The organism is Streptomyces sp. NPDC000345 (assembly GCF_042898825.1).
GTDB lineage: Bacteria > Actinomycetota > Actinomycetes > Streptomycetales > Streptomycetaceae > Streptomyces.
The window spans coordinates 159048-180558 of the sequence record NZ_JBIAZE010000016.1; the positions used below are offsets into that span (position 1 = coordinate 159048).

Sequence of the window (21511 nt, forward strand, 5' to 3'; positions counted from 1 at the left end):
GGACAGGGAGCCGGTCACTGGGTCACTCCGTACAGGGCGAGGAGGGTCTTCATCCGTTCCTCGGCCAGCTTCGGGTCGGGGAACAGGCCCAGGCCGTCGGCGAGTTCGTAGGCGCGGGCGAAGTGCGGGAGGGAACGGGCCGACTGCAGACCGCCGACCATCGTGAAGTGCGCCTGGTGGCCGGCCAGCCAGGCCAGGAAGACCACGCCCGTCTTGTAGAAGCGGGTGGGGGTCTGGAAGAGGTGGCGGGAGAGCTCGACCGTGGGGTCCAGCAATTCCCTGAAGCCGGCCGTGTTCCCCGTGTCCAGGACGCGGACCGCCTCCGCCGCCAGCGGGCCCAGCGGGTCGAAGATGCCGAGGAGGGCGTGACTGAAGCCCTGCGCGTCGCCCGCGATCAGCTCGGGGTAGTTGAAGTCGTCGCCCGTGTAGCAGCGCACGCCCTGCGGGAGCCTGCGGCGGATGTCGATCTCCCGCCCGGCGTCCAGCAGGGAGACCTTGATGCCGTCGACCTTGTCGGGGTGCGCGGCGATGACCTCCAGGAAGGTGTCCGTCGCCGCGTCCAGGTCGGACGAGCCCCAGTAGCCCTCCAGCGCCGGGTCGAACATCGGGCCCAGCCAGTGCAGGATCACCGGGTCGGCGGCCTGGCGCAGGAGATGGCCGTAGACCTCCAGGTAGTCCTCCGGGCCGGAGGCGGCCGCGGCCAGGGCACGGGAGGCCATCAGGATCGCCTGGGAGCCGGAGGCCTCGACGAGCGCGAGCTGCTCCTCGTACGCCGCCCGGACCTCCGCGAGGGAGGCCGGGCCGGTGAGCTGGTCGGTGCCGACGCCGCAGGCGATACGGCCGCCCACCGCCTTCGCCTCCGCCGCCGACCTGCGGATCAGCTCGGCCGCGCCCGCCCAGTCCAGGCCCATGCCGCGCTGGGCGGTGTCCATCGCCTCGGCGACACCGAGCCCGTGCGACCACAGATGGCGGCGGAAGGCGAGGGTGGCGTCCCAGTCGACCGCGGCGGGCGCATCGGGGGTGGTGTCCGCGAAGGGGTCGGCGACGACGTGCGCCGCCGAGAAGACCGTGCGGGAGGTGAAGGGGGCTCCGGTGGTGACGGTGAGGGGGTCCGTACGGGGTTCGTACGTCCTCAGGCCGCCGTTCGCGTCGGGCAGTCGGACGGTCACAGCGCGATCTCCGGGACGTCGAGGCGGCGGCCCTCGGCCGAGGACTTCAGGCCCAGCTCGGCGAGCTGGACGCCACGGGCGCCGGCGAGGAGGTCCCAGTGGTACGGGGCGTCGGCGTAGACGTGCTTGAGGAACAGCTCCCACTGGGCCTTGAAGCCGTTGTCGAAGTCGCCGTTGTCCGGGACCTCCTGCCACTGGTCGCGGAAGACCTCGGTGGCGGGGATGTCCGGGTTCCAGACGGGCTTGGGGGTGGCCGAGCGGTGCTGGACGCGGCAGTTGCGCAGGCCCGCGACGGCCGAGCCCTCCGTGCCGTCGACCTGGAACTCCACCAGTTCGTCGCGGTTGACGCGGACGGCCCAGGAGGAGTTGATCTGGGCGATGGCGCCGCCCTCGAGCTCGAAGATGCCGTACGCGGCGTCGTCGGCGGTGGCGTCGTAGGGCTTGCCGTTCTCGTCCCAGCGCTGCGCGATGTGGGTGGTGGCGATGGCCTGGACGGACTTCACCCGGCCGAACAACTCGTGGAGCACGTACTCCCAGTGCGGGAACATGTCGACGACGATGCCGCCGCCGTCCTCGGCGCGGTAGTTCCACGACGGGCGCTGGGCGGCCTGCCAGTCGCCCTCGAAGACCCAGTAGCCGAACTCGCCGCGGACGGACAGGATCCGGCCGAAGAAGCCGCCGTCGATCAGCCGCTTCAGCTTGAGCAGGCCGGGGAGGAAGAGCTTGTCCTGGACGACGCCGTGCTTGACGCCGGCCGCGCCCGCGAGCTTCGCCAGCTCCAGGGCGCCCTCCAGGCCGGTGGCCGTCGGCTTCTCCGTGTAGATGTGCTTGCCGGCCGCGATCGCCTTCTTGATCGCCTCCTCGCGGGCCGAGGTGACCTGGGCGTCGAAGTAGATGTCGACCGTGGGGTCGGCGAGGACGGCGTCGACGTCCGTGGAGACGTGCTCCAGGCCGTGCTGTTCGGCAAGCGTCTTCAGCACGCGCTCGCGGCGGCCGACGAGGATCGGTTCCGGCCACAGCACGGTGCCGTCGCCGAGGTCGAGGCCGCCCTGCTCGCGCAGGGCGAGGATGGAGCGGACGAGGTGCTGGCGGTAGCCCATGCGCCCGGTCACGCCGTTCATGGCGATTCGCACCGTCTTGCGGGTCACGTCGGTCCCTTCGTAGGCGTTGTACGCGGTTGTGCGCGCCGCGTACGCCTCTTCCTGATCAGCGTTACAGCAAGCGCTTTCTATCCAAGGAGAAGCTAGCCTCTGACCAGTGGTCCGGACAAGACCGTGTCCATCCCGAGTTGTTCGAGGGGGCGAACAGAGGGGGCCTGTGGCCTTAGGGTCTGCTCGACATGCCCGGACCGGTCCGCTCGGCGAACCCGGAACCGTGACCGCGGCCGGCCTGTCTACGTGGACGTATGAGGACGTACGACGAGATGCGCGACCGGAGGACGACGAGATGACGGTGACCCTGGCGGACGTGGCGGCCCGCGCGCAGGTCTCGCCCGCGACGGTGTCGCGCGTGCTGAACGGGAACTACCCCGTCGCCGCCTCCACCCGGGAACGGGTGCTGCGGGCGGTGGACGAGCTGGACTATGTGCTGAACGGACCCGCCAGCGCCCTGGCGGCGGCGACTTCCGACCTGGTGGGCATCCTGGTCAACGACATCGCCGACCCCTTCTTCGGGATCATGGCGAGCGCGATCCAGTCGGAGATCGGGGGGCCGGGCGGACGGGCCGGGGGCGAGCGGCTGGCGGTGGTCTGCAACACCGGGGGCTCGCCGGAGCGCGAGCTGACCTACCTCACCCTGCTGCAGCGGCAGCGGGCCGCGGCCGTGGTGCTGACCGGCGGGGCCATGGAGAACGAGCCGCACGCGGCGGCGGTGGCGGCGAAGCTGCGCAGGCTCGGCGAGGCGGGGACGCGGATCGTGCTGTGCGGGCGGCCGCCGGCGCCGGACACCTCGGCGATCGCGCTCACCTTCGACAACCGCGGGGGCGGGCGGGAGCTGACCGAGCACCTGATCGGGCTCGGGCACCGGCGGCTGGGGTACATCGCCGGTCCCGAGGAGCGGACGACGACCCGGCACCGGCTGGAGGGGCACCGGGCGGCGCTGGCGGCGGCGGGGATCGAGGAGGATCCCCGGTGGACCGTGCACGGGCGCTACGACCGGCGGGCGGGGTACGAGGCGACGCTGGAGTTGCTGCGCCGGGACCCGACGCTGACGGCCGTCGTCGCCGCGAACGACTCCGTCGCGCTCGGCGCGTGCGCGGCGCTGCGGGACTCCGGGCTGCGGATCCCGGAGGACGTGTCCGTCGCGGGCTTCGACGACCTGCCGTTCAGCATCGACGCGGTGCCTTCGCTGACGACGGTGAGGCTGCCGCTGGCGGAGGCGGGTGCGCGGGCGGGGCGTATCGCGATGGGGCGTGAGGAGCCGCCGCCGGGTGGGATCGCGACGGTGCGGGGGGAGCTGATGGTGCGGGGGTCTTCGGGGGTGCCGCGGGGGTAGGGCGCCGTCCTTCCGACGCGCCCCGCGTGGGGACCGGCCCTGGGGACTTGCAGCCCCCGGACCCCCGGTTCGGCCCTGAACGGGCCTCGTCCTCAAACGCCGGACGGGCTGATTGACGGCGGCCGGTGCCGGGGCGGGCTGCCCGTCGTCGAGCGCCGGACGGGCTGGATTGCGGCGGGTCGGGCCGGGAGGGGCTGCCCCCTCCGGGCGGGTGGGAGCTCGACGACGGCACGCGCCCCGTCGTCGAGCGCCGGACGGGCGGAATCGCGGCGGCCGGAGCAGGGAGGGGCCAGCTCCCATGGGCCATTGAGGGGGGCCGGTGTCGGGGGAGGGACCGTCGGGGCCTGGCTGGAAATCGCTGGGCGGTGCTCAGATGTGGCCTGATCGGGCGTGTACGGGTGACAGTAGTGACTATGAAGCTCGCCTTCTCCACCCTCGGTGTTCCCGGGCTGCCGCTCTCCGACGTGCTGCGGCTCGCGTCCTCTCACGGCTTCCACGGTGTGGAGCTGCGCGCCCATCCGGAGGAGCCGGTTCATCCCGGTCTGGGGGCCGACGAACGGGCCGACGCCGCCGCCGCGTTCAAGGCGGCGGGCATCGAGGTCCTGGGCGTCGCGGGGTACACGCGCATGGCCGCGCCGGGGGACGACGAGCCCGTGATCGAGGAGGTCCGGGAGCTCGTCGGTCTCGCCCGTGACCTCGGGGCGCCCTTCGTCCGGGTCTTCCCCGGCGGGGTCGACGGCCAGACCCCCGCCGAGGCCGACGCCGTGGCCGCGCGCAGGCTCGGCACCGCCGCCGAGTACGCCGCCGACCTCGGCGTACGCATCCTGCTGGAGACCCACGACTCCCATCGCACCGGCGCCGACGCCATCCGGGTCCTCGGCCTGGTCGGGCACCGTCAGGTGGGCGCCCTGTGGGACGTGATGCACACCTGGCTGGGCGGCGAGCAGCCGCAGGAGACGTACGCGGCGCTGTCGCCGTATCTCGGATACGTGCAGGTCAAGGACATCGCCTCGGCCGAGGACACCACCCCGCTGGCCCTGGGCGCCGGAGTGCTGCCGCTCGCGGACTGCGTGGAGGTGCTGTCGCGCCACGGCTGGGACGGGTGGCTGTGCTGGGAGTACGAGAAGCGGTGGTACGCCGACGCCGAGCCACTGGAGGGCCTGCTCGGCCCCGGGCGGGAGCACCTCGGCCGGCTGCTCAACGACTCGGCCTGAGCGGTCCGTCAGGTCTGCGTCAGGTCTGCGGCCGGGGCGCGAACCTCGTGTCCGGGTGCAGGCACCACTCCAGTACGGCGGGCCAGGAGCCGTAGCCGGCGTCCAGGTCGAGGTGGGCCGCGCCGGGGAGGAGTTCGGCGGTGAGGCCCAGCGGGTCGCCGTAGGCCCGCTGGGCGCCCTCGGGGAGGTACGGGTCGTCGTCGCCGGCGACGAGCCGGGTGGGGGTGGGGAGCCGGAGCCCGTCGAGCGGCGGCGGCCCGAACTCCGCGACCTCCGGGTGCCGTGCGAGGACGGTGCCGGAGGGCGGGGACACCAGCAGCACCCGGCCGGCCTCCGCCACCCCGGGCACCTCCCGGGCCACGGCGTGCAGCCAGAGGACCGCGGAGAGGCTGTGGGCGAGGACGACCCGCTCCCGGCCGCCGTCGAACGCGGCGAGATGCCGCTCCAGTTCGCTCAGCCAGACCTCCAGGGAGGGGTCGTCGGGGTCGGGCAGCTGAGGGTAGGTGACGGGGTGGCCGAGCGCGGTGAGGCGGTCGGCGAGCCAGTGCTGCCAGTGGGCCTCGGGGCGGTGGTTCTGCCAGCCGTGCAGGATGAGGAAGGAGGGTGAGGTCGGCATGGCCCGATGATTTCCGACCACGACTCACCAGGTCCAGTTAATCTTCTGTGGTGGAACCGTTAAGCGCCGCCTTCACCATCGATCTGCGCCGCCTCACCGTCCTGCGCGAGCTCCAGCGCCGGGGCAGCCTCGCGCGGACCGCCCAGGCCCTGCACCTCACCCCTTCCGCCGTCTCCCAGCAGCTCGCCGCCCTCGCCCGCGAGCTGGGCGTCCCGCTCACCGAACGCGACGGAAGAGGCGTACGGCTCACCGGCCAGGCCCGGGTCCTGCTCGCGCACGCCGACGTCATCGCCGCCCAGTTGGAGCGGGCCCGCGCCGACCTCGCGGCGTACACGGAGGGCGGCCGGGGCACGGTGACCGTCGGCTGCTTCTCCAGCGGCATCCTGGGCCTGCTGCCGGCCACGCTGCGGGCGTTGCGCGAGCGGCTGCCGCGGCTGCGGGTGGACGTCGTGGAGGCAGAGCCGCCGGACCTGTTCACCGCGCTGGACGGCGGGCAGGTGGACGTGGCCGTCGCCGTGGACTTCGCCGCCGCTCCCCCGCACACCGACCGCCGCTACACCCGCGAGAACCTCCTCACCGACGTACTGGACGTCGCCCTCCCGCCCGGCCATCCCCTCGCGGACCGCGCCGCGGTGCCGTTGCGGGAACTGGCCGCGGAGCCCTGGATCGTGGGCGGCGCGATGAGCTGCTGCGGGGCGGTGACCCGCTCGGTCTGCGCGGCGGCCGGCTTCACCCCCGACATCCGGCACGACATCGGCGACTGGGCGGCGCTGGCCGCGCTGGTCGAGGCGGGGGCGGGAGTCGCCCTCGTCCCGCGCCTGGTGCGCCCGCTGCACGTCCACCGCGCGCTGGCGCTGCGCCCCGCCGAGGGCGAGCCGCCGTCGCGGAACGTCTTCGTCGCCGTAAGGGCGGGGGCGGAGGGGGATCCGGTGCTGGGGGCGGTGCGGGAGGAGCTGCGGGCCGCCGCGGCCGCGCTCGTACCCGCGTGACGGCCTCCCGCGAGCGCGGCGGCCCAGGCCCGCCCGTGAGGGCGGTCTCCAGCCCGGCCGACGGCTCGGGTCTGCGCAGGTCTCCTCCGGCCTGCGCAGGTCCGCGCCGCGTCCGGTTCCGTACGTCTTCGTGGTACGTCTTCGTGGCACGTCCTCGTCGTCGCCCCGGCCGCCTGTCACGCGGCCTTAGCCGGCAGGTGTGACGCGGCCGTGTCCGGCAGGTGTCACACGGTCGTGCCCGGCGGGTGTCACGCGGTCGTGCCCGGCAGGTGTCACACGGTCGTGCCCGGCAGGTGTCGGGCCACCCGCTGCTCCAGCCGTTCCCGCCGCTCCGGCCACTCGGCCGCCGTGATCGCGAACATCGCGGAGTCGCGCAGCCGGCCCTCCTCCCCCGGTGCCCGTGAAATGGACCAGTTGCGCAGCACGCCCTCGAAGCGGGCGCCCACCCGCGCGATGGCCGCGCGGGAGCGGCTGTTGCGGGCGTCGGTCTTCAGGTCCACCCGCGACACGGCCCAGGTCTCGAAGGCCTGCCGGAAGAGGAGCAGTTTGGCCTCGGGGTTCACGCCCGTGCCCTGGGCGGAGGCGGCCAGCCAGGTGAAGCCGACCTCGACGGCGTCCAGCCGGCCGTCGGCCCGCCAGCTGCGCGGCTCGCAGTAGCCGGTGACGCCGACCGCCCGTCCGGTGGCCGGGGACACCTGGGCGTAGGCCGTGACCAGACCGGACGCCGCTCCGGCGAGCTTGTCGTCGATGTAGCCGCCGATCTCGTCGGCCGCCGGGACCTGGGTGTAGCCGTACGTCTCCCGGTCCTCCTCCGCCGCCACCGCCAGGTCTGCGGCGTGCCGGTGCTCCAGCGGCTCCAGACGCACCAGCGCGCCCTCGAGAACCGCCCCCTCCGGAATCGAGCTCACCCGATCAGACTCCTCCGCAGCTCGGCGAACGCCTCGTGGAAACCGGGGAAAGTCTTGCGTACGCAGCCGGGGTCGTCGAACGAGATTCCGGGGGTGCGCAGGCCGGTCACCGCGAAGGACATGACGATGCGGTGGTCGCCGTGGGTCCTGATCTCCGCGCCCCTTGGGGTGCCGGGGCGGATCTCGATCCAGTCCTCGCCCGTCGCCACGTCCACGCCCAGCCGGCGGAGGTTCTCGGCGCAGGCCTCCAGGCGGTCGCACTCCTTCACCCGGGTGTTCGCGACGTCCTCGATGCGCACCGGCCCCGAGGCGAAGGGCGCGATCGCGGCGAGGGTCGGCATGGTGTCGGAGATGTCCCGCATGTTGACGGTGACGCCGTGCAGTTCGCCGGTGCCCTTCACCGTCGTACGGTCCACGCCGACGTCCACCAGCGCGCCCATCCGCCGCAGGACCTCAACGAAACCGAGGTCGCCCTGGAGCGCCCCCTCGCCGAGACCGGGCACGGTGACCTCGCCGCCGGTGAGCGCGGCGGCCGCGAAGAAGTAGCTGGAGGTGGAGGCGTCGGGTTCGATCGCGTACGTGGTGGCGCGGTAGCCGCCCGGCGGGACGACGAACGTGTCGCCCTCCCGGCCGACCTCCACCCCGAACGCCCGCATCATCGCGAGGGTGATCTCCACGTACGGCACCGAGACCAGGTCCGTGACGGTGATGCGCAGGCCGGTGCGGGTGAGCGGGCCGAGCATCAGCAGGGCCGTCAGGTACTGGGAGGACTGGCCGGCGTCCAGCACCACCTCGCCGCCCTCCACGCCCGCCGCGGTCACGGTCAGCGGGTGGTGGCCCTCCGCCTCCTCGTGCCGCAGGTCCACGCCGAGGTCGCGCAGGGCGCGGGTGAGCGGGAGCAGGGGGCGGCGGCGCATCTGGGGCGAGGCGTCGAAGCGGTAGGTGCCGTGGCCGGCGGCGGCGAGGGTGGGCAGGAAGCGGGCGGTCGTCGCGCCGTCCCGGCAGTACACGTCGGCCTCGGCGACGGCGGGTCCCTGCGGGCGGCCGTCGACCTGCCAGCTGTCCGGGGTACGGCCGACGCGGTACCCGAGCCGGGTCAGCCCCTCGGCGAAGCCCTCCGTGTCGTCCGAACGCAGGGGCCGCTGCAGGGTGGTGACACCGTCGGCGGCCGCCGCGAGGAAGAGGGCACGGGCGGTGATGGACTTGGAACCGGGAATGTCGACGAGGGCCATGCGCTCATGATCCCGCGCGCGCCCCCTCGGGTGTGGGCAAGTCCACGAGATGGACGAGGACTGATCGTCGGGCGCGGGAGACGGATCGATGGGCGCGGGAGACGGATCGGCGGGCAGGAGGAGAACGATCGGCGAGCAGGAGGAGACCGATCGGCGCGCGCCTGGAAGAGGCGGCGGGCGGGCCGGAAGGACCGGCGGGCACCCAGGACTGATCGGTCGACAGGAGGAGACCGATCGGCGGGTGCCGGGACGGGTCAACGAGCGGGACCTCGAAGGCCTCGGCGGCCTCACCGTGGTCGACAGGAGGAGACGGATCGGTGCGCGCCCGTGGCGAATCAGCCTGCACCGGGAGACGGACGGGGCGGCGGAGGCCGAGGACGGATCGGCCGGTACGCGGCAAGGACCGGCGCGGGCCTGGGACGCATCCGCCGGCGCCGGGGCACGGGGTGGCGGGCGCCGAGGACGCGTCAGCCGACACAGGGAGACCGGCGCGCCGAGGACCGATCAGCCGGCGCCCAGGAGGGCCGGCAGGCGCCAGAGACTGATCAGCCGGCGCCAGAGGACGGGGTGGCCACGGGAGCCGAGGGCGAGTCAGCGGGCGCGCGGGAGGGACCGGCGGGCGCCGAGGACGCGCCGGCCGGCGTGGCGGGTGTGCCGGTCGGGGGCGGGGACGGGTGTGTGCCTCGTGCCGGGGACAGGGAGGTCAGGGCGACGCCGCCGACCAGGAGGGCCGCGGCGCACCAGCGCAGGGCGCTGACCGGCTCGCCGAGGAAGAGGGCCGCCGACGACATGCCGAAGACGGGGACCAGGAGGGAGAAGGGCGCGACCGTGGAGGCGGGGTGGCGGCGCAGCAGCCAGCCCCATGCCCCGAAGCCGAAGACCGTCGTGACCCAGGCGACGTAGACGACCGTGCCGGCGCCCTGCCGGTCCAGGGCGCGCAGGGCCTCGTAGTCCCTGGCCGCGCCCTCCGTCAGCAGGGACAGGCCCAGCAGGGGCAGGACCGGGACCGTGCTCACCCAGACCATGAAGTTCAGCGGGTCCGGCGGGGACGCCTTGCGGGTGAGGACGTTCGACGCGCCCCAGCAGGCCGCCGCCGCGACGCACAGGGCGAAGGCGCCGAGCGGGCCCGACGAGCCCTCGTCCACCGCCGCGACCCCGATCCCGGCGAGGGCGGTCAGCATGCCCAGCGCCCGTACGCGGGACGGGCGTTCGCCGAGGACGGCGAAGGCGATGACCGCCGTGAACACCGCCTGGATCTGCAGGACCAGGGACGCCAGTCCGGCGGGCATGCCCGCGTCCATCCCGACGAAGAGCAGCCCGAACTTCGCCACCCCCAGCACCAGGCCCACCGCCACGATCCACTTCCACGCCACCTTGGGACGGCCCACGAGGAAGACCGCGGGCACGGCCGCCACCAGGAAGCGCAGGGCCGAGAAGAGCAGGGGCGGGAAATGACCGAGGCCGATCTCGATGACGGTGAAGTTCACGCCCCAGACGGCGGCGACGAGGACGGCGAGGGCGAGATGAGCGGGGCGCATGCGTCGAGGATCACCTGCGCCGACCGTGAAGCACCAGCGATGATTGCTGCACGGTCGGATGTAGCAGAGCTAAGCATTGACCATGCCGTGTCCCAGCGAGGGAGGATTCCCGTGCTCGATCTGCAACGCCTGCGCGCCCTGCACGCCGTCTCCGTGCACGGCTCCGTCGGCGCCGCCGCCACCGCGCTCGGCTACACGCCCTCCGCGGTGTCGCAGCAGATCGCCAAGCTGGAGCGGGAGACCAGGACCGTCCTGCTGGAGCGGGCCGGGCGGGGCGTACGGCTCACCGCGGAGGCGCTCCGGCTCGTCGACACCGCACAGGAACTGCTCGCCCTCGTGGAGCGGGCGGAGACCGAGCTGGAGGAGCGACGCGGGGTGCCGGCGGGGCGGCTGACGGTGGCCGCGTTCGCCTCGGCGGCGCGGGGTCTCATGCCCGGCGTGCTGGCCGACCTCGCCCGGCAGCACCCGGCCCTCGACACCCGGCTCTCCGAGATCGACCCGCATCTGTCCATCGATCTGGTGGCCAAGGGCGCGTTCGACATGGCCGTCGTGCACGACTGGGACATCGCGCCGCTGCCCGTGCCGCCGGGGGTCGAGCAGGCGGCGATCGGGGACGACCGGTGCACGCTGCTCGTCCCGGAGGGGCATCCCTTCGCCGGGCGGCCGTCGGTGCGGCGCGAGGATCTCGGTGGTGAGCGCTGGGTGTGCCAGCCGCCGGGACGGGTCTGCCACGAATGGCTCGTACGGACCCTGCGCGCGGCCGGTCAGGAGCCGGACATCATCCACCAGGCCGACGAGAACCCGACCCTGGTCGCCCTGGTCGCCGCCGGGCTGGGCATCTGCCTCGTCCCCCGCCTCGGCCGCGGTCCGCTGCCCGAGGGCGTGGTCGAGGTGACGCTCGACCCGACCCCGGTACGGCGGCTGTACGCCCTGTGGCGCGCGGGTGCCGCCGGGCGCCCCTCGATCACCGAGACCGTGCGGGTGCTGCGGGAGCAGTGGGACAGGGTGTCGTCCACCCACTGACCGGCCGGAGACCGGCAGCCCACCGAGCACCGAGGACGGGCCGTCCACCGACCGGCCCGGGCCCGGGGACCGGCCGACCCGGAACCGCCCGCCCACAGACCGGCCCGGGACCGGCCGCTCACTCCCCCGCCCGGCCCGGGACCGGGCGGCTCCCCGCTCCCGGCAACCCGGCAATCCTCTAATAGTAGTCATGGACATAATATCCATGTACCGTACCGTGCATGCCTACGACACCCGTGCTCGGCTCGTCCCTCCACCACGAGGAGGTCGGCGTGGAAGCCGGTGAGGAAGCCGGCGCGACGGCCTTCGTGTTCCTTCACGGCAACCCCTCCTCCTCGCACACCTGGCGTCATGTCCTCCCCGGCATCGGCGCGGGCCGCCTCCTCGCGCCCGACCTCATCGGCATGGGGCGCTCCGGCAAGCCCGACCTCGCCTACACCTTCGACGACCACGCCCGTCACCTGGACGCCTGGTGCGACGCGCTCGGCCTGGACCGGGTGGTGCTGGTCGGTCACGACTGGGGCGGTGCCCTGGCCTGCGACTGGGCAGCCCGGCACCCGGAGCGGGTACGCGGCCTCGCGTTCTTCGAGTCCATCGTCAAGCCGCTGGCCTGGGAGGAGCTGACTCCCCAGGCCCGGGCGCGCTCGGAGGCGATCCGGTCGGAGGCGGGCGAGGCGATGCTCGACGAGAACCTCTTCGTACGGCAGGCCTACACCGGCGGTGTCCTCACCCCGGCCTCCGACGCCGACCTGGCGGCCTACCTCGCGCCGTACCCGACCCGGGAGAGCCGCCGCCCGCTGCTGTCCTGGGCCCGGCAGATGCCGCTCGGGGGCGAACCGGCCGCACTGGTCGCCCGTATCGAGGCGTACGACGCCTGGCTCGCGAAGAGCGAGGACGTACCCAAGCTGCTGCTGACCTTCGAGGGCTCGCCCACCCTGCTGATCGGGCCGGAGACGGCGGACTGGTGTGCCACGCACATCGCCTCGCTGGAGACGGTGCCGTGCGGGTCCGCCGGACACCACGCGACGGAGGACCGGCCGGCCGAGATCGCGGCGGCGATCTCCGCGTGGGCCGACCGGCACGGCCTGCGCCGCACCGGGTGACCGCCGGGGCCGCCGGGAGCAACGGGGTGACCACCGGGGGCCGCCGGGAGCAACCGGGAACAGCCGGGTGACCGCCGGGGCCGCCGGGAACAACCGGGACCAGCCGGGAGCAACCGACCGGGAGCAGCCGCGGTGACCACCGGGAGCAGCTGCGAGAACACCGGGAGCAGCCGGGTGACCACCGGGAGCAGCCGGGTGACCACCGGGAGCAGCCGGGTGACCACCGGGAGCAGCCGGGTGACCACCGGGAGCAGCCGGCTGACCACCGGGGGGCCGCCGGGAGCAGCCGGGAGCAGCCGAGGGACCGTCCCGCGGGCGCATCCGTGCCCCTCGTGTCCCGGCTTCCGGAAATCCGTGCGCCCGGGGAACCCGTATCCCTCCCCGCCCGTCCAACCCGCGAGCCGCCGGACGAGTCACCTCGGTGCGGTGTCGGCCCTCGCCGCTGGCTGCGATCGCCGACCCACCCTCTCCGCCGCACCGCGGCCGGCGGTCCTGCCGTCATCGGCGCGCCCCCCTCCAATGCGCCGATGACGGCCCCCTCGCGGGTAGCGTGCGCCACGGACCCCTCCGGCGGCGGATCCCCCGGTCAGCGGACCCTTTCCGTCATCGGACCCTCCGTCACCGGCCCCCTCCGGAAGGAGCGCGCATGCCCTCCCGACGTACCGTCCTCGCCGCCGGCGCGGGCGTCACCGCGGCCCTCGCCGTCGGCGGTGCGGCCCACGGGGACGACACCCGCCCGGCCGCCCTCCTCTCCCGGATGACCCTGGAGGAGAAGGCCGGCCAGCTCTTCGTCGCGCGGGTGTACGGCCATTCGGCGACCGCGCCCGACCAGGCCGACGTCGACGCCAACCTGAAGGAGCTGGGTGTCCGCACGGCCGCCGAGCTGATCGCCCGTCACCGGCCGGGCGGCGTCATCTACTTCGCCTGGGCCCACAACACACGCGACCCGCGCCAGATCGCGGAGCTCTCCGACGGCATCCAGCGCGCCTCCCTGGAGCAGCCGCGCGGTCTGCCGGTGCTGATCTCCACCGACCAGGAACACGGCGTCGTCTGCCGGATCGGCAGGCCGGCCACCCTGTTCCCCGGCGCGATGGCCCTCGGCGCCGGCGGATCGGGGCGGGACGCCCGCACCCTCGGCCGGATCGCGGGCCGAGAACTGCGCGCGACGGGTGTCCGTCAGAACTACTCCCCCGTGGCCGACGTGAACGTGAACCCGGCCAACCCGGTGATCGGCGTGCGCTCGTTCGGCGCCGACCCCGAGGCCGTGGCGGCCCTGGTCGCCGAGGAGATCAGGGGCTACCAGGCCGCCGGGGTCGCGGCCACCGCCAAGCACTTCCCCGGGCACGGCGACACGGCGGTCGACAGCCACACCGGCTTCCCGGTGATCACCCACACCCGCGCGGAGTGGGAACGGCTGGACGCGGCCCCCTTCCGGGCGGCGATCGCGGCAGGGGTGGACTCGATCATGACCGGGCACCTCCTGGTCCCCGCCCTCGACGCCTCCGGCGACCCGGCCACCCTCTCCCGCCCCATCCTCACCGGCATCCTGCGCGACGGCCTCGGCTACGACGGGGTCGTGGTCACCGACGCGCTCGGCATGGCGGGGGTGCGCACCAAGTACGGCGACGAGCGGGTGCCGGTGCTCGCGCTGAAGGCGGGGGTGGACCAGCTCCTCGACCCGCCCGACCTCGCGGTGGCCCGGAACGCGGTCCTGAGGGCCGTACGGGACGGTGAACTCACCGAGGAGCGGCTCGACACGTCGGTGCTGCGGATCCTGCGGCTGAAGGAGAAGCTGGGGCTGCTCGCCGAGCCGTACACCGACTCCTCCGCCGTGGGCCGCGTGGTCGGCCGGCCCGAACATCTCGCCGAGGCGGAACGGATCGCCGAACGGACCACGACCCTGCTGGTCGACGAGGGCCCGCTGCTCCCCCTCTCCCCCCACGCCCACCGCCGGCTCCTCGTCGTGGGCGCCGACCCGGCCTCCCCCTCCGGCACCACCGGACCGCCCACCGGCGTCCTGGCCGCCGCCCTCAGCGGGCTCGGCTTCAGCGCGGTTGCCCTGCCCACGGGCACGGACCCGTCGGCCGAGACGATCGCCCGGGCGGTGGCGGCGGCGGGCGAGGCCGACGCCGTCGTGGTGACGACCTGCAACGTCACCGCCGCGAGCGCGCAGCGCACGCTGGTGGACCGGCTGACGGCGACCGGCCGCCCGGTGGTGGCGGTGGCCGTCCGCAACCCGTACGACGTGGCCCATCTGCCGTCCGTACGGGCCTGCCTGGCGACCTACTCCTGGTCCGACCCCGAACTGCGGGCCGCCGCCCGGGTGATCGCCGGGACGGTACGGCCGCAGGGGCGGCTCCCGGTGCCGGTCCAGCGGGCGGACGACCCGGCGCGCGTGCTGTATCCCGTCGGCCACGGCCTGACGTACTGAAGCGGACCCCTTACCCCCGCGGCGCCGGTCCGGGCTTAGGGGGCCGTACGACCGGGTGTGCGCTGCGCGTCCGACGCCGGACGGGCCGGCCGCTGCCGGCCGGCATCCTGAGGGCAGTCCAGTCGGCGGAGAGCGCCGCCCCGCCGCCCCGCCCCGCCCGCCGTGTCCGGTTTCGGCCGAAGGTTCCCCGGTCGCCGCCTCTCACGCGGACGGCCCTCTCCAGCATGCGGCATATGCCTGCGCCGAGAAGGCTGGTGCGTGGCTCTGGAGAGCCGGTACGGGAGGCGGACGGGACATGGTGACACCTCTGGCACGGATTCCGCTGGACGGCGGAGGCTGCATCCTGGTCGAACAGCAGGCCGCCGGATGGGACGGGCCGGTGAAGGCCGGACGCGTCGGCGACGCCGTGCGCGATCTGCCCGGCACCCTGGAAGGGGCCCTGGAGCCGGTCACGGAGGCCGTACGCGTCGCCCTCGACGCGCTGCGCAAGGCCCGGCCCGACCACATCGCCGTCGAGTTCGGGGTGGACCTCGCGTTCGAGGCCGGGGCGGTGATCACCAAGAGCGAAGCCGGCTGCCACCTGCGGGTGACCGTGGCCTGGGAAAGCGACGGTACCCGGTGAGCGGCGAGGAACAGCAGGCCGGCGACGGCTTCGGGGCGGATCTGCTCACCGCCGTGGCCCGGATCCACCGGCCGGACGGAGTGGTCGCCGGGACGGGGTTCCTGGTGGCCGACGGCACGGTCGTCACCTGCGCGCACGTCGTCGAGGCGGCCGGGAGCGGGCCCGGGGCGGAGATCCTGCTGACCTTTCCCCATGTGGACGGCGCGGAACGCCTGGAGGGACACGTCCCCACCGAGCTGTGGCGGGCCGCCGAGTCCGAGGACGTGGCCTTCATCCGCCTGGCGGCCACACCGACCGGGGCCCGGACGCTGTCACTGGGCTCCGCGGAGGGCTGCCGGGGCCACCAGGTGCGCTCGTTCGGGTTCCCCGCGCAGGCCCCGCCCGAGGGGCACTTCGGCTTCGGTGTGAGCGGCGACCTGCTGCCCGGCGCGGACGGCAGGTGCACTCATCTGCAGCTGACCGACGCCAACGACCTCACCACCGGCTTCAGCGGCGGTCCCGTCCTCGACGAGATCACCGGCCTGGTCGTCGGCATGCTCACGGAGATCGCCGCGCCCGACACGTTCGAACGGGGAACGGGCATCGCCTACGTGACTCCGACACAGGTGCTCCGGGACATCCAGCCGAAGCTGGCGGAGCGGGACGTGTGCCCGTACCGCGGCCTGGAGCCGTTCACCGCGGAACACGCGCGTTGGTTCGAGGGCCGCCAGGACGCCGTGCGACAGGTCCTGGCGAACCTCGCCCGGCAGCGGCGGCTCACGCTGCTGCTCGGACCGTCGGGCTCGGGCAAGTCGTCACTCATCCAGGCGGGTGTGCTGCGGGCCCTGGCGGAGGGACGGCTGCCGGGCAGCGACCGCTGGCTGCCCGTGCTCGCCCGCCCGCGGCAGGACATGCTCGCCGAGATCGAACGGGCCGGGCTGCCCGGGGCTGCCGACGAAGGCATCACGGCGGCGGTCAACCGCCTGCTGGCCGCCGAGCCCGCCCACGACCGGGTGCTGCTGGTCATCGACCAGTTCGAGGAACTCCTCGTCCAGCGGGCCGACGGCCGGCTGCGGGAGTTCCTTGCCGTCATCGACGAGGTCACCTCGGCCGCCGACGCCTACACCAAGATCACCGTCATCCTGATCATGCGGGACGACTTCTACCCCCAGCTCGCCGCTCTGGCCCCCAGGCTGCTGGAGACCGCGATGCCGGGGCTCCTCAACGTGCCCGGCACACTGGGCCGGCAGGACCTGCACGACATCATCGTGCTGCCCGCCCGGGACGTGGGGCTCCACTTCCAGCCGGGGCTGCCCGAGCAGATCATCAGCGACGTCCTGGAGACCACCCCCGGAGCGTCCCTCACCGGCGAGGCGCCCGTCACCGTCCTGCCGCTGCTGGAGATGACGCTCAGCCAGCTGTGGCACCGGCGCAGGGACGGCTACCTGACCCACGAGGCCTACCGGCGCATCGGCGGGGTCAGCGGAAGCGTCACCACGTGGTGCGAGAACGCCCTGAGCGAACTGTCCCCCCGTCAACAGGCCATCGCCCAGCGGGCCCTGACCTCCCTGGTGCACCCGGCCGACCCCAGTCACAACATCTCGGCCGTCCGCACCCAGGTACCGCTGGACGAGCTTCGGGACCTGGCGTCCGACCCCGGCGGTTCGGCCGACGACGACCTCGCGGCCGTCGACACGGTCATCGCCTCCCTCGCCCGCCACCGCATCATCACCACCCAGACCCTGCACGGACCGCGCGACCCCGAAGACTCACCCGGCGAGCCGGTGGCCGAGCTGATCCACGAGGCGCTCATCCGCGACTGGGGCGCGCTGCGCGAGTGGGTCGACCAGGACCACCGCTTCCAGGAATGGCTCAGCCACACACACGAACGGCGGGCCCGCTGGGTTGCCGCGGACAAGGACCCCGGCGACCTCCTCGGCGGAACCGCCCTCGCGGAGGGGCTGGAGTGGTCCCGCCGACGTCACCTGCCCTCCGACATCTCGGAGTTCCTGAACGCCAGCCGGCAACGACAGCGGGCGTCGATCCGGCGGAGCAGGCGGCTGAGCGCCGTGCTCGGGGGACTGCTGGTGCTGGCGCTGGTGGCGGCGGCGGGCGCGATCTGGCAGTGGCGGTCGGTGAACGAGGCTCGGCGGGCGGCGGTCTCGCGGCAGTTGGCGGCGCAGTCGAACGAGATCAGCGGCACGAACACCGACCTCGCGTCGCTGCTGGCGATCCAGGCCTATCGCAGCAGCCATACGGCCGAGGCCGTGGAGGATCTGCGCACCACCGCCGCCCTCCTGCCGATGCACCGTCGTCTGTCGGGGCACGCGAGTGATGTGTACCGCGTGGCGTTCAGCCCGGACGGCCGCACGCTCGCGAGTGCCGGTGCGGACAAGACCGTACGGCTGTGGGACGTCTCCACGGGCGACCCCGGTCCGATTCTGCGAGGGCACACCGGCGAGGTGTGGTCCGTGGCGTTCAGCCCCGACGGCCGCACGCTCGCCAGCGCGAGTACCGACCGGACCGTACGGCTGTGGGACGCCCGCACCGGCAAGCCACGGCGCACGCTCGAAGGGCACACCGACCAGGTGAACGCCGTGGTCTTCAGCCCGGACGGGCGCACGATCGCCAGCGCGAGCAACGACGACACGGCACGGTTGTGGGACGCGCGCACCGGAAAGCCCGGCCCGGTCCTCAAGGAGCACACGGACGACGTGAACGCGGTGGCCTTCAGCCCCGACGGCCGCACCTTCGTCACCGCGAGCACCGACAAGACGGCGATCCTGTGGGACGCCGACACCGACAAGCCGCGTACCGTCCTCAAGAAGCACACCGCCGACGTGGTCGCGGTGGCCTTCAGCCGCGACAGCCGTACCCTCGCCACCGTGGGCTTCGACTACGTCACCCAGCTGTGGGACGTGGCCGGCGGCAGACCTCGCGTCGCCCTCAGCGGCTACACCGAACAAGTGGTGGGAGTCGCCTTCAGCCCTGACAACCACACGCTGGTCACCGTCGGCCTCGAACGGCCGGTACGGCTGTGGGACGTGGCCACCGGGACGCCCCGGGACGCCCTCACCGGCTCCACCGACGCCGTCTTCGCGGTGGCCTTCAGCCCCGACGGCCGCATCCTCGCCACCGCCGGACGGGACAAGGTCGTCCGTCTGTGGGACGCGAACGTCGCCCGCTCCCGGAGGATTCTCGCCGGGCACACGGGCGAGGTGACCGGCGTGGCGTACAGTCCCGACGGCCGGACGGTCGCCACCGCCGGCGCCGACAGGACGGCCCGCCTGTGGGACGCGAAGACCGGCAAGACCCGCACCGCCCTCAAGGGACACACAGCCGATGTCGTGGCGGTGGCGTTCAGTCCCGACGGCCGTACCGTCGCCACGACCAGTGCCGACAGGACGGCCCGCCTGTGGGACGCGAAGACCGGCAAGACCCGCACCACTCTCCGAGGACACACCGATGTGGTGGTCGGGACGGCGTTCAGTCCCGACGGCCGCCTCGTCGCCACGACCGGCGTGGACGGGACGGCCCGTCTGTGGGACGCGAAGACCGGCACCCACCGCCGTACCCTCAAGGGGCACGGCGACGCGGTGTTCGGCGTGGCCTTCAGCCCCGACGGCCGCACCGTCGCCACCAGCAGCGCCGACAAGACGGCCCGCCTGTGGGACACGAGGACCGGCACGTCACGCGCCGTCCTCGAAGGACATATCGACGAGGTGAACGCGGTGGCCTTCAGCCCCGACGGCCGCACCGTCGCCACCGCGAGCGACGACAAGACGGTGTGGCTGTGGGACGTGGGCACCGGCACGCCACGCGTCACTCTCAGAGGGCACACCGCCGAGGTGTTCGGCGTGGCCTTCAGCCCCGACGGCCGCGTCCTCGCCACCGGCAGCGGCGACAACACGGCCCGCCTGTGGGACGCGGACACCGGCAAGACCCGCAAGCCCCTGATCGGGCACGCCGACTTCGTGAACACGGTGGCCTTCAGCCCCGACGGCCGCACCGTCGCCACCGCGAGCGACGACAAGACGGTGCGGCTGTGGGGCACGGAAGCTCTGGACACACCCTCCGAGGCCATCGACAGGATCTGCCGGGTGGTCCACCGCGACCTCACCCCCCAGGAGCGCGCCGCCTACCTGCCCGACGAGTCGGTCTCCTCGGTCTGCCCGTCCGGCTGACCTCACGGCCGCAGCGCGGGCTCCCGCTCCACGTCCCGGACGTCCAGCTTCGTGTCGAACGCGGCCAGTGGCTTCGCCCGGGCCACGGCGGTGGACGAGACGCCCGCCCACTCCAGGATCCGGGCCGTGGCCAGGGCCTTCTCGTCGGCGGTCAGGCCGGCGACGTTCGCGCCGTGGTTGAGGCCCGGGGCCGTGAAGACGTAGGAATCCTCGGCCCCCTTGCCGAGGCGGAAGCGTTCCGCGCCCCACGGGTCGTTCTGGCCGTAGACGAAGAGCATGTGGTGGGCGTGGTGCTTCACCCAGGTGTCGACGTCGCGCATGGCCCGGGGCTGGAAGCGCATCGAGATGTCGCGCGGGACGAAGTTGCGCGGGGGCTGGTAGCCGTAGCGGATGTACTTCTTCTCGATGTGCGGGAAGTGGATGGTGGGCGCGCCGAGTTGGGTGCCCGCCTGGTAGTAGTACGGCGTGTAGGGCTCCAGGCCCTGGTCCGTGTAGAACGAGAAGCCGGAGATCGTGTCGACCGACGTCCAGATCTCGTCGTCGGTGGCCGTGGCCGCGTTCGCCGGGATCGTGTCGCAGTCCGAGAGCAGGCTGTACTGCCAGAAGCCCCAGACGTAGTCCAGGACGACCGCCTCGTACGCCCGGTCGAGGCCGCCGATCGTGGTGAACGTGTAGCCGTTCTCCGCCGCGTAGGCCTCGTACTTCTTCTCCAGCGGCTCGCGGCGCACCAGCGCCTCGCGCTGCACCGCGTTCAGCCGGTCGCGGCACTCCTTGGTCCCGACGGAGGCGAAGAAGCGGTCGTAGGCCGAGTCCTCGTCGTTGACGACGTCGTTGGGGGCGACGTACGCCACCACGCCGTCCATGTCCCTGGGGTAGAAGCGTTCGTAGTACGTCGCCGTCATGCCGCCCTTGGAACCGCCCGTGGAGATCCAGTTGCCGGCGTAGATCTTCTTCAGCGCCGTGAAGATGCGGTGCTGGTCGCTCGCCGCCTGCCAGATGTCCAGCTTGGACCAGTCGGCCGGGGCGGGGCGGGACGGGGTGAAGTAGCGGTACTCCATGGAGACCTGGTTGCCGTCGACGATCTGGGTCGGCTCACGGCGGCTGGGGGTCGTGGAGACGTTGTAGCCGCCGGTGTAGAAGACCGTGGGGCGGCTGACGTCCTTGTGCAGCACGGTGATGCGCTGCTGGAAGGTGCCCGCGGACGGATGCCGGTGGTCCACCGGCTGTGTGTAGTTCAGGACGAAGTAGCGGTAGCCCGGATACGGCTTCTCCTGGACCAGGCTCATGCCCGGTACGGAGAGGAGTCGGTCCTTGATGTCCGTGGGCTCCGGTTCGGCGGCGGTGGCCGCACCCGCCGTACTCAGCGTGCCTATGAGCACGGTGAGCGCCAGCAGCCATCTGAGCGCTTTGCGCATGCGCGTGCACCCTTCCCTGTGAGACAGATGTGCACCGGAAGTTATCCGGGTCAACACCCGTCGCACCAGAGGGGGTTGGCGAAGACACGCGCCCGGCGGGGCTCAGTAGCGGGCCCAGCTCCAGCTGCCCTCGCCCCGGCCGACCGAGCCCTTCACCCGTACAGGGCGGTGTCCGGTGTGCACGCGCACCGTCTCGGACCGTCGGCTGTGCTTCCTCGTCTTGCGCACGGCGACATGGCCGCGCACCTGAAGGCTGACCGAGATCTTCCGCTCGGTGCCGGGGTTCCGCTGGACGGTGTAGGCGCAGAGCCAGTCGCCGCTGCGGTAGACCAGCACGGAACCGGTGGGGAACGACAGGGTCCGCACCTTGCGGCCCGCGCAGGGCGCGGACGCGGCCTGCGCGGCGCCCGGTGCCGCGAGCGCGAGCACCCCGGCGGCGGTCAGGACCGCCAGGACGACCGCCAGCCTTCGCCGCAGCGCACCCGGCACACCCCGCGCGTCTTTCCCCACGGTCCCCGACCCCTCCCGCATGTGCCGTACGTGACCGTACGCGATTCCGTACTGATGTACGGACGCACGACATAGGTCGGATGGT

At 73.3% G+C, this 21511-nt stretch carries 16 protein-coding genes; 8 read left to right on the forward strand and 8 right to left on the reverse strand.

What is annotated here, in order from left to right; all coding sequences use genetic code 11:
• Positions 1-14: 14 nt before the first annotated feature.
• Positions 15-1169 (reverse strand): dihydrodipicolinate synthase family protein, encoded by a 1155-nt coding sequence (locus ACFY30_RS31655; RefSeq protein WP_390848570.1) that lies wholly within the window; start codon positions 1167-1169, stop codon positions 15-17.
• Positions 1166-2317: a Gfo/Idh/MocA family protein gene (locus ACFY30_RS31660; RefSeq protein WP_390848571.1), complete on the reverse strand. Its 1152-nt coding sequence runs from the start codon at positions 2315-2317 to the stop codon at positions 1166-1168. Before ACFY30_RS31660 ends, ACFY30_RS31655 begins: the two co-directional genes overlap by 4 nt.
• Before the next feature lie 298 nt (positions 2318-2615).
• Here ACFY30_RS31660 and ACFY30_RS31665 point away from each other — a divergent pair, with 298 nt between their 5' ends.
• Together ACFY30_RS31665 and ACFY30_RS31670 are read left to right on the forward strand one after the other, a co-directional pair.
• A complete protein-coding gene (locus ACFY30_RS31665; protein WP_390848572.1) occupies positions 2616-3662 on the forward strand; it encodes a LacI family DNA-binding transcriptional regulator in 1047 nt (348 codons plus the stop codon).
• Positions 3663-4075: 413 nt separating this feature from the next.
• Positions 4076-4876, forward strand: a complete 801-nt coding sequence (locus ACFY30_RS31670) for a sugar phosphate isomerase/epimerase family protein (RefSeq protein WP_390848573.1) — start codon at positions 4076-4078, stop codon at positions 4874-4876.
• 19 nt (positions 4877-4895) lie between these two features.
• Here the strand turns inward: ACFY30_RS31670 and ACFY30_RS31675 are convergent, their stop codons facing one another.
• A complete protein-coding gene (locus ACFY30_RS31675) occupies positions 4896-5492 on the reverse strand; it encodes an RBBP9/YdeN family alpha/beta hydrolase (protein WP_390848574.1) in 597 nt (198 codons plus the stop codon).
• 50 nt (positions 5493-5542) lie between these two features.
• Here ACFY30_RS31675 and ACFY30_RS31680 point away from each other — a divergent pair, with 50 nt between their 5' ends.
• A complete protein-coding gene (locus tag ACFY30_RS31680) occupies positions 5543-6481 on the forward strand; it encodes a LysR family transcriptional regulator (RefSeq protein ID WP_390848575.1) in 939 nt (312 codons plus the stop codon).
• Between the two features lie 272 nt (positions 6482-6753).
• Here ACFY30_RS31680 and ACFY30_RS31685 read toward each other — a convergent pair whose 3' ends face one another.
• The 3 genes from ACFY30_RS31685 to ACFY30_RS31695 form a co-directional block, all read right to left on the reverse strand.
• A complete protein-coding gene (locus ACFY30_RS31685; protein WP_390848576.1) occupies positions 6754-7389 on the reverse strand; it encodes a GNAT family N-acetyltransferase in 636 nt (211 codons plus the stop codon).
• Positions 7386-8621, reverse strand: coding sequence for a 3-phosphoshikimate 1-carboxyvinyltransferase (gene aroA / locus ACFY30_RS31690; RefSeq protein WP_390848577.1), 1236 nt, complete (start codon positions 8619-8621; stop codon positions 7386-7388). Before aroA ends, ACFY30_RS31685 begins: the two co-directional genes overlap by 4 nt.
• Positions 8622-9166: 545 nt before the next feature.
• Entirely contained in the window at positions 9167-10159 is a 993-nt protein-coding gene (locus tag ACFY30_RS31695) for an EamA family transporter (RefSeq protein ID WP_390848578.1), read from the reverse strand.
• A gap of 111 nt (positions 10160-10270) precedes the next feature.
• On the opposite strand from ACFY30_RS31695, the gene ACFY30_RS31700 reads away from it, so the two are divergent.
• The 5 genes from ACFY30_RS31700 to ACFY30_RS31720 all read left to right on the forward strand — a co-directional run bounded on the left by ACFY30_RS31700 (position 10271) and on the right by ACFY30_RS31720 (position 19501).
• Positions 10271-11182 (forward strand): LysR family transcriptional regulator, encoded by a 912-nt coding sequence (locus ACFY30_RS31700; protein ID WP_390848579.1) that lies wholly within the window; start codon positions 10271-10273, stop codon positions 11180-11182.
• 221 nt (positions 11183-11403) lie between these two features.
• Positions 11404-12285 carry a haloalkane dehalogenase gene (locus ACFY30_RS31705; protein ID WP_390848580.1) on the forward strand — a complete coding sequence of 294 codons (882 nt, stop codon included), beginning with the start codon at positions 11404-11406 and terminating at the stop codon, positions 12283-12285.
• 646 nt (positions 12286-12931) lie between these two features.
• Positions 12932-14716 (forward strand): glycoside hydrolase family 3 protein, encoded by a 1785-nt coding sequence (locus ACFY30_RS31710; RefSeq protein WP_390848581.1) that lies wholly within the window; start codon positions 12932-12934, stop codon positions 14714-14716.
• Between the two features lie 295 nt (positions 14717-15011).
• Complete coding sequence (locus ACFY30_RS31715; protein WP_390848582.1) at positions 15012-15338, forward strand: CU044_2847 family protein; 327 nt, start codon at positions 15012-15014, stop codon at positions 15336-15338.
• Positions 15335-19501, forward strand: coding sequence for a trypsin-like peptidase domain-containing protein (locus ACFY30_RS31720; protein WP_390848583.1), 4167 nt, complete (start codon positions 15335-15337; stop codon positions 19499-19501). The genes ACFY30_RS31715 and ACFY30_RS31720 overlap by 4 nt, the downstream gene beginning before the upstream one ends.
• A gap of 2 nt (positions 19502-19503) precedes the next feature.
• Here ACFY30_RS31720 and ACFY30_RS31725 read toward each other — a convergent pair whose 3' ends face one another.
• Complete coding sequence (locus ACFY30_RS31725; protein WP_390848584.1) at positions 19504-20916, reverse strand: S28 family serine protease; 1413 nt, start codon at positions 20914-20916, stop codon at positions 19504-19506.
• A gap of 102 nt (positions 20917-21018) precedes the next feature.
• On the reverse strand, positions 21019-21426 hold the full coding sequence (locus ACFY30_RS31730; RefSeq protein ID WP_390848585.1) for a hypothetical protein: 408 nt from the start codon (positions 21424-21426) through the stop codon (positions 21019-21021).
• Positions 21427-21511: the final 85 nt, after the last annotated feature.

Coding starts and splice junctions, on each gene's coding strand:
- ACFY30_RS31665 (WP_390848572.1), top strand. CDS start 2,616: ATGACGGTGACCCTGGCGGACGTGGCGGCCCGCGCGCAGGTCTCGCCC.
- ACFY30_RS31670 (WP_390848573.1), top strand. CDS start 4,076: ATGAAGCTCGCCTTCTCCACCCTCGGTGTTCCCGGGCTGCCGCTCTCC.
- ACFY30_RS31675 (WP_390848574.1), bottom strand. CDS start 5,492: ATGCCGACCTCACCCTCCTTCCTCATCCTGCACGGCTGGCAGAACCAC.
- aroA (WP_390848577.1), bottom strand. CDS start 8,621: ATGGCCCTCGTCGACATTCCCGGTTCCAAGTCCATCACCGCCCGTGCC.
- ACFY30_RS31695 (WP_390848578.1), bottom strand. CDS start 10,159: ATGCGCCCCGCTCATCTCGCCCTCGCCGTCCTCGTCGCCGCCGTCTGG.
- ACFY30_RS31705 (WP_390848580.1), top strand. CDS start 11,404: ATGCCTACGACACCCGTGCTCGGCTCGTCCCTCCACCACGAGGAGGTC.
- ACFY30_RS31710 (WP_390848581.1), top strand. CDS start 12,932: ATGCCCTCCCGACGTACCGTCCTCGCCGCCGGCGCGGGCGTCACCGCG.
- ACFY30_RS31715 (WP_390848582.1), top strand. CDS start 15,012: ATGGTGACACCTCTGGCACGGATTCCGCTGGACGGCGGAGGCTGCATC.
- ACFY30_RS31725 (WP_390848584.1), bottom strand. CDS start 20,916: ATGCGCAAAGCGCTCAGATGGCTGCTGGCGCTCACCGTGCTCATAGGC.